This window comes from Klenkia brasiliensis (assembly GCF_900100695.1).
Taxonomy (GTDB): domain Bacteria; phylum Actinomycetota; class Actinomycetes; order Mycobacteriales; family Geodermatophilaceae; genus Klenkia; species Klenkia brasiliensis.
This window is the reverse complement of the sequence record NZ_FNCF01000004.1, coordinates 523,791-538,319: the sequence shown is the minus strand read 5'-3', so window position 1 is coordinate 538,319 and position 14,529 is coordinate 523,791. Positions and strand designations below refer to the sequence as shown.

Below are 14,529 nucleotides of genomic sequence, written 5' to 3'. Positions count from 1 at the left end.
GGTCAGCCGGCCCGCAGCCGCCGCAGCTGGGCGTCCAGGTGCGGGCGGGCACGCCGCTGGCCGCCGCGCACCGCCACCGCCGCGGCCAGCGACTCCAGCGCCCGGGCCACCCGCCCGGCGTCGGGTGCCCACCCCCGGGCGCGGCACTCCGCGAGCCACTCCACCGCACCGCGGTGCCCGCGGGCGGCGTTGCAGCGGCTGCACGCGGCGACCTCGTTCTCCGCCCAGGACGGCCCACCGCGCACCCGGGGCACCACGTGCTCGGTGGTCGGCCGGACGTGCCGGTCGAAGGTGCGCCCGCACCACACGCAGGTCGGCCCGTCCCGCTCCAGCGCCGCGGCGAGCCGGGCGGCGCGGTCGGGCTGGGCGGTCACGTCGACCATCGTCCGCCCGCGGCGCCGATGATTCCTGCCGAGCGCGGCGGTCTCCCCCGTGACCGCCCCCCGAACCGAGGAGCCACTCCCCATGGGCAGCATCACGGTGCACGAGTTCACCACCGTCGACGGCGTCGTGGACGCACCGATGTGGACGATGGACTACGGCTTCCCCGACGACCTGGCCGCGGCCATCGGTGCGCTCACCGCCGAGGCCGACGGCATCCTGCTGGGCCGCACCACCTACGAGATGTTCGGCCCGGCGTGGTCGACCCGCACCGCCGCCGAGGACCCGGGCGCGCCGTTCTTCAACGACACCACCAAGTACGTGGTCTCCGGGTCGCTCACCGACCCGGGCTGGGGCCCGGCGCAGGTGCTGCCCTACGACGTCGACCGGCTGCGGGCGCTCAGGGACGACCACGACCTCTACGTCAGCGGCAGCGCGACGCTGGTGCGCGCACTCGTCGCCGACCGCCTGGTCGACGAGCTGCACCTGTTCGTCTACCCGGTGGCCGTGGGGTCGGGCACCCGGCTGTTCCCCGAGGACGGCACGAGCAAGCCGCTGGCCCTGCTGGACGCCACCAAGCTCAGCAACGGGGTGGCCCACCTGGTGTACGGGCCGGCCTGAGACGGCGACGGCCCCCGTCCTGGTCAGGACGGGGGCCGTTCGGGGTGGGCGATACTGGGATCGAACCAGTGACCTCTTCGGTGTGAACGAAGCGCTCTACCGCTGAGCCAATCGCCCCGGCGCGGTGCGGCGACCAGTGTGCCAGACGCCTACCGCCACATCGGCACCCACCCCGGCACCCACGAGGGGACGCCGAGGACGTGCAGCACGACCACCACGACGCCGTACACGAACGCCGCCGTCGCCAGGGCCACCAGCACCCGCACCCAGACCGGCTGGCGGCCCAGCCATTCGGTCCAGCGCTTGACGTTGCGCTTGGTGAACTCCAGCAGCCGCTCGGCCCAGGTGAACTCGGTGGCCAGCACGAACAGGGCCGCGATGACGGTGAGCCAGCCGGGGCCGGGCAGCGGGATGGTGACCAGGCCGACGACGAGCAGCAGCGTGCCGACCACCCCGACGCCGACCCGGTAGGCGGTGTCGGTGGTCTTGTTCGCGGCCAGCCGCTGGCGCCACGCCCGCCGTCCGATGCGCTCGCGCAGGCTGACGACGTCGTCGGAGTCGTAGCGGGTCCGCCGCTCGGCCCCGGTCTCCCGGGGCCGACGGCCGGTCGTCGCCGTCCGGTTCTCGGTCTCGCTCAGCTGGTCACCTGTCCTCGGGCCACGACGTCGGACGGCGCGACGGGCGCCGTCCTGCCGGGCTCGAGACTGATGGCGTACGCCGAGTAGTCGTCCAGCCCGGTCGCGTCGGAGCCTACGGTCCGCAGGTCGGTCGCGTCGGACACCACGTCGAAGGTCCCCAGCGGGACCGGCCCGCGGTCGGTGAGCCCCCACAGCACGTAGGTGCTGCTGGCGACGTCGTTGGTGCTCATGCCGTCGGTGACCACCTGGGCCTGCCCGTCGTGGGCCACCACGGTGGCCACGGTGTGCCCGTCGGACTCCATCCGCGCCACCGACATCTGCCCGGGGGCCAGCAGCGAGGACATCATCGACGCCTGGCTGGCCGCGGTGGCCTGCGCGGCGTCCCGGTCCTGCGACAGCGCGACGTTCCACGCACCCAACCCGAGGACGGCGGCCACACCCGCGGCGACGAGCAGCTGCGGGGCGCGGCGCCAGCCGGAGCGGCGGGTGCCCAGGTCCACCGGGGCGGGCAGGGTGATGACCGTGGGCGCGCCGGTGCTCGCCGGCGTCGGGCGGTGCACCTGTTCGGTGGCCGCCACCGCGGCGCGCAGCCGCTCCCGCAGCTCCTCCGAGGGCTCGGCCGGCGGCAGGTCGGTCGCCATGGCCCCCATCACCTCGGTGGTGTCGGCGACCGTGGTCCGGCAGCGGGCGCAGTCGGCCAGGTGCGGCAGGAACTCCGCCTCGTCCTCGGGCTCGAGGGCGTGCAGGGCCCACCCCACGGCGAGCTCGTCCCAGTCGCGGTGCTCGGCGTCGCGCCGGTCGGTCGCGCTCATCGGGCACCCCCCTCGACGGCCAGGGAGCCGACGGCCCCGCCCAGCGTCTCCTTCAGCCGGCGCATCCCGGCCAGCATGCGGGTCTTGACCGTCCCCAGCGGGGTGCCGGTCAGCGCGGCCACCTCGCGCTGGGTGTAGCCGCCGTAGTAGGCGAGCGTCAGCGCCTCCCGCTGGGGCGCGGGCAGCGACTGCAGGGCGGTGCGGACGCGCTCGGAGACCACCCGCTCGGCGGCCTCCTCCTCGACGTCGCGCTGGGCGATGGGCTCGGACATCCGCAGGTCGTCCTCGGCGCGGGTCTGCCGGCGGCGGTGGGACTCCTCGCGGCGGACGGCGTCGACGGCCTTGTGGTGCACCATCGCCAGCAGCCAGGACGCGACGCTGCCCCGCGCGGTGTCGAAGGCGCCCGGGTCCTTCCAGACGGCGAGGAACACGTCCTGCAGGACGTCCTCGGCGAGCACGTCGTCGGCCAGCACCCGGCGGGCCAGGGCGAAGGCGGGACGGCGGAAGCGCTCGTAGAAGTCGTCGACGGCGCCGCGGTCACCGGCCCGCAGCCGGCGGACCAGCTCGGCGTCCGCAGCGGCGTCGTCGGCACGCCGGGCAGGCCTGGTCACGAGTCCCATCGTCACACGTCCTGTTCGCACCGGACCCGTCCAGCGGTTCAGCGACCCGGGCGCGTCACCTCTCCGGGTGGTGCTCGTTGGGTCGGCATGGGGAGTCCTGTGGTGCCCGGGTGCTCGACCCGGGCCGTACTGCAGCTGGTGGGGCCGACGTCGTGGACCGAGGTCCCGGCGGTGCTCGGGTACGACCCGGCCGACCCGTACGCGGTGCGCATCCGCTTCGGCGGGCGCCCGGCGCGACCGGCCGTCGACGAGCGGCGGGCGCGGCACCCCGCGGCCGCCGGCCTGGCCGGCGGCGACGGCGGGGACGAGGGCCGGGACGAGGGCCGGGACGGCGGGGTCGAGTGGATGGTCGCCCGCGACCTGCTGCGCGCCGGCCTGTCGCACCCGGCCGGGGACGGCGACGTCCGCCTCTGGCCCGCACGCACGGCCGGCGACGTGCTGTTCCTGGAGCTGCGTGCGCCGTCCGGCCACGCGCTGTTCGAGCTGTCGCGGTCGGTGCTGGCGGGGTTCGTCGCCGACACCGAGCGGCTGGTGCCGACCGGCCGGGAGGGCGAGGCGCTCGACGTCGACCACGAGCTGCACGCGCTGCTGCAGGGCGAAGGACCCGACACCGGGGCCCGATGACGCGCTGACCTGCGCGGATGTCCCGGGACGCACCCCGGGGACCCCCCCGTGCAACCCCCCGTGGAGGGTCGGTTAGAGTTGTCCACGCACTGCGGATGTGGCTCAGTGGTAGAGCATCACCTTGCCAAGGTGAGGGTCGCGGGTTCGAATCCCGTCATCCGCTCGGAACCGGGCGTCGATCTTCGGATCGGCGCTCGTGTGCGGTGGAGTGGCCGAGAGGCGAGGCAACGGCCTGCAAAGCCGTCTACACGGGTTCAAATCCCGTCTCCACCTCGGCGGCCCCACGGGCAGGTTCGAGGGGGGCCGGGCAGCACGGGCGATTGGCGCAGCGGTAGCGCGCTTCCCTGACACGGAAGAGGTCACTGGTTCGATCCCAGTATCGCCCACCAGCACGAAGGCCCCGGAGCAGCAGCTCCGGGGCCTTCGTCGTGTCAGCTCCCCGGAGCGACCTGGTCGGCCCAGAACGCCTCGACCTGGGCGGCCAGCTCTGCCCGACTGCCGTCGTTGTGCAGCAGCACGTCGGCGACGGCGGCCCGCTGCTCGTCGGTCGCCTGCCCCGCGATCCGGGCGCGGGCGTCGTCCTCGGTCATCCCCCGCTGCACGAGCCGGGCCAGGCGCACCGGCAGGGACGCCTGCACGACCACCACGAGGTCGTAGGAGCCCGCCTGGCCGGTCTCCACGAGCAGCGGCACGTCCTGGACCACCACGGCGTCCGGTGGCGCCGCGGCGACCAGCTCCGCGGCACGGGCCCGCACCAGGGGGTGCACCACGGCGTCCAGCCGGGCACGCTGCGCGGGGTCGGCGAACACCACGGCGGCCAGTGCGGGGCGGTCCAGCGAGCCGTCCGGGGCCAGCACGCCCTCCCCGAAGGCGTCGACGACGGCCGCGAGGCCCGGGGTGCCGGGCGCGACGACCTCGCGGGCCAGCACGTCGGCGTCCACCAGCACCGCACCGCGCTCGACGAGCAGGGCCGACACGGTGCTCTTGCCCGACCCGATCCCCCCGGTCAACCCGATCCTCAGCATGGCCGGACCCTGCCACACCGGGCCACCGGCGGCGCCGGCATCACGATCGGGTCACGACCGGCCCGTCCGCCCCAGGCGTCCGGCGCGTCGCACCAGTCACACGCGCCCCACGACCTAGGTTCTGCCTCGACGCCCCACGGATCGGGGCGGCACGCAGAGAGGCAGGCACCACGATGTCCCGTTCCACGACGCCGGCGCCCTCGGCCACGGCCGGCCGCCGCGCCCCGGGTCGGCACCGCTCCGACGTCCCCGGGGGCGTGCGCTGCGCCGACCTCCCCGCCGTCGCCGCGCGCCTGCAGCACTCCACCGCGCCCCGCACCGGCCTGCTCACGCTGCTGCGCGCGCTGTGGCCGACGGTGCCCGCGGGCCGGCACACCTGGGACTTCCTGAGCAACGCCGGCGGCCGCCCCCGGTCGGCGTTCGCCATCATCCTCAGCCTCTGACGTCCCGACCGGCCCCACGGCCGGTCCCCCGTCCCCGTCCGGCCCGCTCCGGACGGGGACGTCGTCGTCCCCCGGCACGGTCGAGCCCCACAACGGCGGAGCGCCGCCCACCCCGAGGGGTGGACGGCGCTCCGTCGGTGCGTACTACGCGGTCACTCGCCGCCGGCGAGCTTGGCGCGCAGGGCGGCCAGGGCCTCGTCGGAGGCCAGCGTGCCGCCACCGGTGGACGAGCTGGTGGACGAGCCACCCTCGGCCGGGGCGTCGCTGGAGTAGCTGCCACCGGCCGCAGCCTCGGCGTCGGCCTCGCGGGCCGCGACGATCTGCTTCTGGTGCGCCTCGAAGCGGGCCTGGGCCTCGGCGTACTGCCGCTCCCAGGTCTCGCGGGCCTCCTCGTAGCCCTCGAGCCACTCGCCGGTCTCGGCGTCGAAGCCCTCGGGGTAGACGTAGTTGCCCTGCTCGTCGTAGGACGCGGCCATGCCGTAGGCGGCCGGGTCGAACTGGTCGTCCTCGGCGATGACGCCCTCGTTGGCCTGCTTCAGCGACAGCGAGATCCGGCGGCGGTCCAGGTCGATGTCGATGACCTTGACCAGGATCTCGTCGCCGACCTGGGCGACCTGCTCGGGGATCTCGACGTGGCGCTCGGCCAGCTCCGAGATGTGCACCAGGCCCTCGATGCCCTCGTCGACGCGCACGAACGCACCGAAGGGCACCAGCTTGGTGACCTTGCCGGGCACGACCTGCCCGATCTGGTGCGTGCGGGCGAACTGACGCCACGGGTCCTCCTGCGTCGCCTTCAGCGACAGGGAGACCCGCTCGCGGTCCAGGTCGACGTCGAGGACCTCGACGGTGACCTCCTGGCCGACCTCGACGACCTCGGACGGGTGGTCGATGTGCTTCCAGGACAGCTCGGAGACGTGCACCAGGCCGTCGACGCCGCCCAGGTCCACGAAGGCACCGAAGTTGACGATCGAGGAGACCTGGCCGCTGCGGACCTGGCCCTTGGCGAGCTTGTTGAGGAACTCGCTGCGCACCTCGGACTGGGTCTGCTCCAGCCACTGGCGGCGGGACAGGACCACGTTGTTGCGGTTCTTGTCCAGCTCGATGATCTTGGCCTCGAGCTCGCGGCCCACGTAGGGCTGCAGGTCGCGGACGCGGCGCATCTCGACCAGCGAGGCGGGGAGGAACCCGCGCAGGCCGATGTCGAGGATCAGGCCGCCCTTGACGACCTCGATGACGGTGCCGGTGACGACCTCGTCGGCTTCCTTCTTCGCCTCGATCGTGCCCCAGGCGCGCTCGTACTGCGCGCGCTTCTTGGACAGGATCAGCCGGCCTTCCTTGTCCTCCTTCTGGAGGACGAGGGCTTCCACCTCGTCGCCGACGGTGACGACCTCGTTGGGGTCGACGTCGTGCTTGATGGACAGCTCGCGCGAGGGGATGACGCCCTCGGTCTTGTAGCCGATGTCCAGCAGCACCTCGTCGCGGTCGACCTTGACGATGACGCCCTCGACGATGTCGCCGTCGTTGAAGTACTTGATCGTCTGGTCGATGGCCGCGAGGAAGTCCTCTTCGGTGCCGATGTCGTTCACGGCGACCTGCGGGGTGGTGCTGTCGGGACGGACCTGGGTGGAGGTCATGTGGTCGAGTGCTCCGGACGGGGGGTGTGGAGGGACAGGGACGACCCACGACCGACCGGCCGTGGACCACGGGAGAGGCTCGGGAGAGAACCCGCACGAAGGGGGCCCAGCGCACAGACCTCTGGCGCCCCTCCATGGTACGCACCCCGTCGGGAGCCGGTCCACCACGGTCCGGGCGCCCGCCGGGGGCCGTGCCACCATGCCCGGATGCCCGCCGACCCGCCCCCGCTCCCGCTGGCCTCCGACGGCTACCCGCTGGCCGGCGGCGTGGAGCGCCGGGCGGTCACCGGCGCGGAGTCCTCGCGGGCGAACCGGGCCTGGTGGGACGCCGCGGCGCCCGCGTACCTCGCCGAGCACGGCGCCGACCTCGGCGACGCCGACTTCCTCTGGGGGCCCGAGGGGCTGCGGGAGTCCGACACCGGGCTGCTGGGGGACGTCGCGGGACGGCGGGTGCTCGAGGTGGGCTGCGGCTCGGCGCCCTGCGCGCGCTGGCTGACCGCGGCCGGGGCGCAGGTGGTGGCCCTGGACCTGTCGGCGGGGATGCTCGCCCGCGCCCGGGTGCTCAACGCCGAGACCGGCCTGTCCCCCACCCTGCTGCAGGCCGACGCCGGCGCGCTGCCGCTGGCCGACGACGCCGTGGACCTGGCCTGCTCGGCCTTCGGCGGGCTGCCCTTCGTCGCCGACGTCCGCGGCGCGCTGCGCGAGGTGGCCCGGGTGCTGCGCCCCGGTGGCCGGTTCGTCGCCTCGGTGAACCACCCGCTGCGCTGGCCGTTCCCCGACTCCCCCGACCCCGCCGACCTGCAGGTGGTGGGCTCCTACTTCGACCGCACCCCCTACGTGGAGACCGACGGCGCGGGCACGGTGACCTACGTCGAGCACCACCGGACGGTCGGGGACTGGGTCCGCGACGTGGTGGCCGCCGGGTTCGTGCTGACCGACCTGCTGGAGCCGGAGTGGGAGCCCGGACGCACCGAGACCTGGGGCCAGTGGTCGGCGGCCCGGGCCGCGCTCATCCCCGGGACGATGGTCCTGGTGTGCGACCTACCGGGCTGACCGGCAGCAGCAGGCGCGAGGCCCCACCGGCGACGGCGACGGTCCGGGTGGACCGCACCGTGCGCACCGCGGTCTCCGGCGGCTCGCCGGTGCCGGGGTTGCGGGACCAGTGCGGGTGGGAGGACCCGGCCACGACCAGCCGCAGCCGGCAGCCGGCCGGGAACCGGTGGGCGACGGGGTCCAGCGCCAGCCGGACGACCCCGCCCTCGGCGTCGGTGCCGGGGTCGCCGGGCACCAGCCGCACGTAGCCGTCGGCGACGTTGCGCGAGCGGCCGCGCCGGTCGACCTGGGAGAGCCGGACGGCGACGTCGACGTGGCCGACGTCGGTGGCGTGGTGCAGCTCGACCACCGGGGCGCCCACCACCTCGACGTCGGCCGGCAGCGGGTCCGACGTCCAGCACGCCACGTCGGCGCGGTCGGCCAGGGCGGTGTCGTCGGCGTAGCCGCCGCTGCGGTTGTCCAGCAGCCGTCCGCCGATGCTGGGCACGGGGCGCGCCGGGTCGGCGGTGAAGACGGCGGGGGCGGCGTCCGGGCCGGGTGCGGTGTCGGCGAGCCGGCCGCCGTCGGCCAGGAAGACGGTCCGGTCGGTGGTGGCCGGTGGCCACTCCGGCAGCCACCGCCACTCGCCGGCGCCGGTGACGTGCACGTGCACCGGGGCGGGGCGCTGCCGACCGCCGGTGCCGGCCAGGTGCTCGCCGAGCCAGTCCAGCGACTCCCGGGTCACCAGACCCCCGCCCCGGGTGAGGGTCTCGGTGTGGGTCCAGGGACCCACCGTCAGGGCCACGTCGGCGCCGGCACCCCTCAACCTCAGGTACTGGTCGAGGGTCTGGTCGAGGAAGAGGTCCTGCCAGCCGCCGATGAGCAGCACCGGCACCCGGGGATGGTCGAGGGCGCGGTCGAGCTGGACGGGGGCCCACCACGGGTCGTCGCGGTCGGGGTGGGCGACCCAGTCGCGGTACCAGCGGCCGCGGCCGGCGAGCAGCCGCTCCCCGGCGTCGCCGAGCGGGAGCGCGTCGAGGGCGGGCCCGAGCCGGCGCGGGGCGGTGACCTGGCGGACCAGGCCGCGCAGCCGGCCCGGGTCCTCCTGGTGGGCGACCATGTCGCTCCAGCCGAGGAAGTCGTTGACGGTGAAGGCACCGGTGCCCCAGGTGGCCCGGGAGAAGTCGTGCGGCCCGACCAGGACGACGGAGGCGACGAGGTCCTCGGGCGGGTCGGCGAGCAGGGCCCACTGGGTGAAGCCGAGGTAGGACAGCCCGACGGTGCCGAAGGTGCCGGTGTACCAGGGTTGCTCCCGCAGCCAGGCGACGGTGTCGGCGCCGTCGTCGACCTCGCGGAACATCGGCTGGAACTCGTCGCCGGAGCCGTAGGTGCCGCGGACGCTCTGCAGCACGACCTGGTAGCCGCGGGCGGCGTAGGCGGTGGCGAACAGCAGGGAGAAGGGGAACGCGCGCCCGTAGGGCCCGCGCACCAGCAGCGTGCCCAGCACCTCCCCGTCGGGGACGTACCGGTCGGCCACCAGCTCCACGCCGTCCCGCATCGGGACCCTCAACCCGCGCTCGACGGTGTACGACGACGTCGGCGCCGCCAACCCCAGCACCCGCGACGCCACCCGATCAACCAGACCCATGCTCCGCATCCTGCCCCGCGATCACCACGCACGGCAGGGGCCAAGACCGCAGGGACGCGGGCGATGAGCCGGGTGGAGCGGGGCCCGCAGGGTCCCCGACACCCGGCTCGACCCAGTCCCGCCGACGGGTGGGGGCCGAGGCACGAGCGCCCCCACCCCGAGGCGGGAGCAGCACCGCTCGTCGCACCAGGGGCACGGCCGTTGGCCGCGGTGGGAGTCCGGAGGACGACAGTGAACTCAGTGCGCGGCCGCGTCCCAGCTCTGCCCGACGCCGACGGAGACGTCCAGCGGCACGGACAGCTGGGCGGCCCCGGCCATCTGGGTGCGGACGAGCTCCTCGAGCTCCTCCCGCTCCCCGGGCGCGACCTCGAGCACCAGTTCGTCGTGCACCTGCAGCAGCATCCGGCTGGCCAGGCCGCGCTCGGCGATGGCCCGCTCGACGTCGAGCATGGCGACCTTGATGACGTCGGCGGCCGAGCCCTGGATGGGGGCGTTGAGGGCCATCCGCTCAGCCATGTCGCGGCGCTGCTTGTTGTCGCTGGTGAGGTCGGGCAGGTAGCGGCGGCGGCCCATGGTGGTCTGGGTGTAGCCGGTCTGCCGGGCGTCGTCGACGACGGTGTCGAGGTAGTCGCGGATGCCGCCGAAGCGCTCGAAGTAGGCGTGCATCTGCACGCGCGCCTCCTCGGGGGTGATCTTCAGCTGCTGGGACAGCCCGTAGGCGGACAGCCCGTAGGCCAGGCCGTAGCTCATGGCCTTGATCCGGCGGCGCATCTCGGGGTCGACCTGCTCGAGCGGGATGTCGAAGGCGCGGGCGGCGACGAAGGTGTGCAGGTCCTCGCCGGACATGAAGGCCTCGATGAGCCCGGCGTCCTCGGACAGGTGGGCCATGATCCGCATCTCGATCTGGCTGTAGTCGGCCGTCATGAGCGACTCGTAGCCCGCGCCCACGACGAAGGCCTGCCGGATGCGGCGGCCCTCGGCCGAGCGGATGGGGATGTTCTGCAGGTTGGGGTCGGTGGAGGACAGCCGCCCGGTGGCCGCGATGGTCTGCTGGAACGTGGTGTGGATCCGGCCGGCGTCGTCGACCATCGGGATGAGGCCGTCGATGACGGTGCGCAGCCGGGTGACGTCGCGGTGGCGCAGGAGGGCCTCGAGGAAGGGGTGCGGGCTGGTCTCCTGCAGCCAGGCCAGCGCGTCGGCGTCGGTGGTGTAGCCGGTCTTGTTCTTCTTGGTCTTGGGCAGGCCGAGCTGGTCGAACAGCACCGCCTGCAGCTGCTTGGGTGACCCGAGGTTGATCTCGGTGCCGATGGCCTCGTAGGCGTCGGCGGCGGCCTCGGCGACCTTGCCGGAGAACTCGGACTGCAGGTCGTGCAGCAGCTCCAGGTCGGCGGCGATGCCGCGCTGCTCCATGCGGGCGAGCACCTTGGTCAGCGGCAGCTCGAGACCGGTGAGCAGCTGGTCGCCGCCCTTCTGGCCGAGCAGCTGCTCGAGGGCGTCGGAGAGGTCGTTGACCGCGACGGCCTTGCGGGCGTCGGAGACCGCGGCCTCGCGGGCGAGGTCGGCCTCCGTGGGGCCCATGCCGTCGAGGGTGAGCTGCTGCTCGGCGGGGTCGGCGTCGGCGAGCTCGCGGCGCAGGTACCGGACCGACAGGTCGGCCAGGTCGAACGAGCGCTGGCCGGGCAGGGCGAGGTAGGCGGCCAGCGCGGTGTCGCTGATCTCGCCCTCGAGCTCCCAGCCGCGGGCCCAGACGGCCAGCAGCGGGCCCTTCTCCTCGTGCACCACCTTGCGGGCGGTGGGGTCGGCCAGCCAGGCGGCGAGGGCCTGCTCGTCGGCGGTGTCGAGGTCGGGGCCGAGGTCGACGAAGACGGTGTGGTCGTCGGCGCCGGCCAGCGCGATGCCGGTGAGCTCGCCGGTGCCGCGACCCCAGCGGCCCCGGAACACGATGCCGGTGTGCCCGGCCCGGCCGTGGGTGGCCAGCCACCCGCCCAGCTCGCCGGGGGCGACCTCGTCGACGGTGACGTCGAAGCCGCCGTCGACCTCGGGCTCGGCGCTGGACAGCGTGGCGAACAGCCGGTCGCGCAGCACCCGGAACTGGAGGTTGTCGAAGAGGGTGTGCACCTCGTTGCGGTCCCACGGCTGGACGGCGAGGTCGGTGGGGTGCAGCTCGAGGGCGACGGTGCGGTCGAGCTCGGTGAGCCGGCGGTTCTGCAGCACCGAGGACAGGTGCTCGCGCAGCTTCTCCCCGACCTTGCCCTTGACGGTGTCGACCTGGTCGACCAGGGCGTCCAGCGACCCGTACTCGCGGACCCACTTCGCGGCGGTCTTCTCCCCCACGCTCGGGATGCCCGGCAGGTTGTCCGACGGGTCGCCGCGCAGCGCCGCGAAGTCGGGGTACTGCACCGGGCTCAGGCCGTACTTCTCCTCGACGGCCTCGGGGGTGAACCGGGTCAGGTCGGACACGCCCTTGCGCGGGTAGAGGACGGTGACGTGCTCGTTGACCAGCTGCAGGGCGTCGCGGTCGCCGGTGCAGATCAGCACGTCCATGCCCGACTCGACGGCCTGCACGGTGAGCGTGGCGATGACGTCGTCGGCCTCGTAGCCCTCGGCGGTGAGCACCGGGACGTGCAGCGCGGCGAGCACCTCCTGGATGAGGGACACCTGGCCGCGGAAGTCGGTGGGGCTCTCGGACCGGTTGGCCTTGTACTCGGCGTAGATCTCGCTGCGGAAGGTCTTGCGGCCGACGTCGAAGGCCACGGCCAGGTGCGTGGGCGCCTCGTCGCGCAGCACGTTGATGAGCATCGAGGTGAACCCGTACACGGCGTTGGTGGGCTGCCCCGTGGTGGTGGAGAAGTTCTCCACCGGCAGCGCGAAGAACGCCCGGTAGGCCAGGGAGTGGCCGTCGAGCAGCAGCAGCCGCGGGCGCTGGCCCGCCGGGGCCGCGGTGGAAGGGGAGGCCGTCTCGGACACCGGTGCAGACATCGCCGTCATCGTATGGCGGGGGTACGACAACACCGGGCCGCTGGTTAGCGTGCGCCCCGTGAGCACTCCCCGCCCGGACTGGGCGCCCGCCGACCTGAGCCCGCTGGACGCCAAGCTGGGCATCGAGATCGTGGACTTCGACCCCGACCGGCTGGTGGCCACCATGCCGGTGGCGGGCAACGAGCAGCCCTTCGGCCTGCTGCACGGCGGCGCCACCTGCGCGCTGGCCGAGACGGTCGGCTCGTGGGCAGGGGCGCTGCACGCCGGCCCCGGCGGCCAGGTGGTGGGCGTCGAGCTCAACGTCAGCTACCTGCGGGGGGCCACCGGCGGGACCGTCACCGCGGTCTGCACCCCGGTCCGCCGGGGGCGGACGCTGGCCACCTTCCTCATCCAGGTCACCGACGACGAGGGCCGCCCCACGGCCAGCGCCCGGCTGACCACCACGGTCCGCAGCCGCTGACCCCGGCTGCGCAGCGCGACCCGGGCCCGACCGCGCCCGGGTCGCACCGGCTGCGCCCGGACCGGTAGGTCGCAGTTGTGTCACGGGACACGTAGCAGGACCCAGGACCGTCACACAGGTGGGTTAGGGTCCGCACCCGATCGTCCTGCGGTCACCGGCTGTCCACCGGGCCACCCCCGGCCGGACACCGGCGTCCGCACTCCCCCCGACGGCCCAGGAGGTCGAGTGACGCACGCACCCCACCGTGCCCATGTGCACGGTGCCCGGACGGGCCCCCCGGGGTCCCCGGACCCACGAGCAGGGGGCCGGCGCGTGCGGGCCCGGTCGGGCGGTCGCGGCCGCCGCGCCTTCGCCCTGTCGCTGCTGGTCGCCACCCTCGCCGCCGTCTTCGCCGCGCTGCTGCCCGCGGGCATCGCCAGCGCCGAGGGCGAGTCGGTCCGGGGCACGCTGCAGACCAGCCGCTCGGGCCCCATCGCCGGCATCACGGTCACCGTCACCGACTCCTCGGGCAGCGAGGTCGACTCGGTCGAGACCGACGACCAGGGCCGGTTCGACATCCCGCTGCCCGCCGGTGCCGGCCAGTACACGGTGAGCATCGACTCCGACTCCCTCCCCGACGGCGTGACGCTGGGCCCGCAGGGCGCCGAGCGCACGGTCACCGTCGACAACGGCCGCCAGCAGCCGGTCAACTTCGGCCTGCAGGACGGGTCCACCGGCAGTGGTGGCAGCACCATCCGGGCGGTCCAGCTGCTCGTCGACGGCCTGCGGTTCGGCCTGATCATCGCCGTCTGCGCGGTCGGCCTGTCGCTGATCTTCGGCACGACCGGCCTGACCAACTTCGCCCACGGCGAGCTGGTCACCATCGGCGCCATCGTCGCCTGGTACATCAACGTGCAGGGCGGGGTGCCGCTGATCGCGGCGACGCTCATCGCGATGGTGGTCGGGGCCGGGGTCGGCGCGCTCAACGAGCTGGCCCTCTGGCGGCCGCTGCGCAGGCGCGGCACCGGCCTGGTCGCCGCGCTGGTGGTCTCCATCGGCCTCTCGCTGCTGCTGCGCTACGCGATCCAGATCGTCTACGGCGGGTTCTCCAACCCCTACGCCGAGTACCAGTCGCAGCGCGCGGTCAACTACGGCGTCTTCACCCTCACCAACCGGGCGCTGGCGACCATCGTCATCGCCGTCGTCGTCCTGGTCCTGGTCGCCCTCATGCTGCAGCGCACCAAGATCGGCAAGGCCATGCGGGCGGTCGCGGACAACCGCGACCTCGCGGCGTCCTCGGGCATCGACGTCAACCGGGTCATCCTGGTCGTCTGGATGATGGGCGGTGCGCTGGCCGCGCTCGGCGGCGTGCTGCTCGGCCTGTCCGACCAGGTGCAGTGGGACATGGGCTTCCGCCTGCTGCTGCTCATGTTCGCCGGCGTCACCCTCGGTGGCCTGGGCACCGCCTACGGCGCCCTGGTCGGGAGCGTCATCATCGGTGTGTTCGTCCAGATGTCCACCCTGGTCATCCCGGACGACACCAAGTACGTCGGAGGTCTGCTCCTCTTGATCGTCATCCTCGTCATCCGGCCCCAGGGCATCCTGGGCAGCCGGGCCCGGATCGGTTGAGCCG

14 protein-coding genes and 4 tRNA genes are annotated in these 14,529 nt (G+C 74.1%); 9 read left to right on the top strand and 9 right to left on the bottom strand.

Annotated features, from left to right (window positions below; genetic code table 11):
• Positions 1-2 precede the first annotated feature (2 nt).
• The gene (locus BLT39_RS14500) at positions 3-374 is read right to left on the bottom strand and encodes an HNH endonuclease (protein WP_242658419.1); all 372 of its coding nucleotides are present in this window, start codon (positions 372-374) and stop codon (positions 3-5) included.
• Between the two features lie 91 nt (positions 375-465).
• Between BLT39_RS14500 and BLT39_RS14495 the strand changes: the two genes are divergently transcribed.
• On the top strand, positions 466-1,002 hold the full coding sequence (locus tag BLT39_RS14495; protein ID WP_091064501.1) for a dihydrofolate reductase family protein: 537 nt from the start codon (positions 466-468) through the stop codon (positions 1,000-1,002).
• Positions 1,003-1,047: 45 nt separating this feature from the next.
• Here BLT39_RS14495 and BLT39_RS14490 read toward each other — a convergent pair.
• From BLT39_RS14490 to BLT39_RS14475, 4 genes are all read right to left on the bottom strand, one after another.
• Positions 1,048-1,119: transfer RNA gene (locus BLT39_RS14490), tRNA-Val, on the bottom strand.
• Between the two features lie 32 nt (positions 1,120-1,151).
• On the bottom strand, positions 1,152-1,502 hold the full coding sequence (locus BLT39_RS14485) for a TIGR02611 family protein (protein ID WP_278246994.1): 351 nt from the start codon (positions 1,500-1,502) through the stop codon (positions 1,152-1,154).
• Between the two features lie 134 nt (positions 1,503-1,636).
• Positions 1,637-2,452: an anti-sigma factor gene (locus tag BLT39_RS14480; RefSeq protein WP_091064496.1), complete on the bottom strand. Its 816-nt coding sequence runs from the start codon at positions 2,450-2,452 to the stop codon at positions 1,637-1,639.
• Positions 2,449-3,072, bottom strand: coding sequence for a sigma-70 family RNA polymerase sigma factor (locus BLT39_RS14475; protein ID WP_242658418.1), 624 nt, complete (start codon positions 3,070-3,072; stop codon positions 2,449-2,451). Before BLT39_RS14475 ends, BLT39_RS14480 begins: the two co-directional genes overlap by 4 nt.
• Before the next feature lie 171 nt (positions 3,073-3,243).
• On the opposite strand from BLT39_RS14475, the gene BLT39_RS14470 reads away from it, so the two are divergent.
• The 4 genes from BLT39_RS14470 to BLT39_RS14455 all read left to right on the top strand — a co-directional run bounded on the left by BLT39_RS14470 (position 3,244) and on the right by BLT39_RS14455 (position 4,085).
• Positions 3,244-3,696: an SsgA family sporulation/cell division regulator gene (locus tag BLT39_RS14470; RefSeq protein WP_242658417.1), complete on the top strand. Its 453-nt coding sequence runs from the start codon at positions 3,244-3,246 to the stop codon at positions 3,694-3,696.
• Between the two features lie 91 nt (positions 3,697-3,787).
• Positions 3,788-3,859: transfer RNA gene (locus BLT39_RS14465), tRNA-Gly, on the top strand.
• Positions 3,860-3,898: 39 nt separating this feature from the next.
• A tRNA-Cys gene (locus BLT39_RS14460) sits at positions 3,899-3,969 on the top strand.
• A 41-nt stretch (positions 3,970-4,010) separates the two neighbouring features.
• Positions 4,011-4,085 (top strand) — tRNA-Val (locus tag BLT39_RS14455).
• A gap of 42 nt (positions 4,086-4,127) precedes the next feature.
• On the opposite strand, the gene coaE is transcribed toward BLT39_RS14455, so the two are convergent.
• Positions 4,128-4,721, bottom strand: coding sequence for a dephospho-CoA kinase (coaE, locus tag BLT39_RS14450; protein WP_091065192.1), 594 nt, complete (start codon positions 4,719-4,721; stop codon positions 4,128-4,130).
• Positions 4,722-4,894: 173 nt separating this feature from the next.
• On the opposite strand from coaE, the gene BLT39_RS14445 reads away from it, so the two are divergent.
• Positions 4,895-5,164, top strand: coding sequence for a hypothetical protein (locus tag BLT39_RS14445; RefSeq protein WP_091064485.1), 270 nt, complete (start codon positions 4,895-4,897; stop codon positions 5,162-5,164).
• Positions 5,165-5,316: 152 nt separating this feature from the next.
• Here BLT39_RS14445 and rpsA read toward each other — a convergent pair whose 3' ends face one another.
• A complete protein-coding gene (rpsA, locus tag BLT39_RS14440; protein ID WP_091064482.1) occupies positions 5,317-6,798 on the bottom strand; it encodes a 30S ribosomal protein S1 in 1,482 nt (493 codons plus the stop codon).
• Positions 6,799-7,005: 207 nt separating this feature from the next.
• Between rpsA and BLT39_RS14435 the strand changes: the two genes are divergently transcribed.
• Positions 7,006-7,851: a class I SAM-dependent methyltransferase gene (locus BLT39_RS14435; RefSeq protein ID WP_091064479.1), complete on the top strand. Its 846-nt coding sequence runs from the start codon at positions 7,006-7,008 to the stop codon at positions 7,849-7,851.
• Here BLT39_RS14435 and BLT39_RS14430 read toward each other — a convergent pair.
• Positions 7,808-9,478, bottom strand: coding sequence for a CocE/NonD family hydrolase (locus BLT39_RS14430; RefSeq protein WP_242658416.1), 1,671 nt, complete (start codon positions 9,476-9,478; stop codon positions 7,808-7,810). The two genes, BLT39_RS14435 and BLT39_RS14430, sit on opposite strands and share 44 nt — an antisense overlap.
• Positions 9,479-9,715: 237 nt before the next feature.
• Positions 9,716-12,457 (bottom strand): DNA polymerase I, encoded by a 2,742-nt coding sequence (gene polA, locus BLT39_RS14425; RefSeq protein WP_091064472.1) that lies wholly within the window; start codon positions 12,455-12,457, stop codon positions 9,716-9,718.
• A gap of 58 nt (positions 12,458-12,515) precedes the next feature.
• On the opposite strand from polA, the gene BLT39_RS14420 reads away from it, so the two are divergent.
• Together BLT39_RS14420 and BLT39_RS14415 are read left to right on the top strand one after the other, a co-directional pair.
• A complete protein-coding gene (locus BLT39_RS14420; protein WP_091064469.1) occupies positions 12,516-12,917 on the top strand; it encodes a PaaI family thioesterase in 402 nt (133 codons plus the stop codon).
• 312 nt (positions 12,918-13,229) lie between these two features.
• Positions 13,230-14,525, top strand: coding sequence for a branched-chain amino acid ABC transporter permease (locus BLT39_RS14415; protein ID WP_242658415.1), 1,296 nt, complete (start codon positions 13,230-13,232; stop codon positions 14,523-14,525).
• The last annotated feature ends 4 nt before the right edge of the window (positions 14,526-14,529 follow it).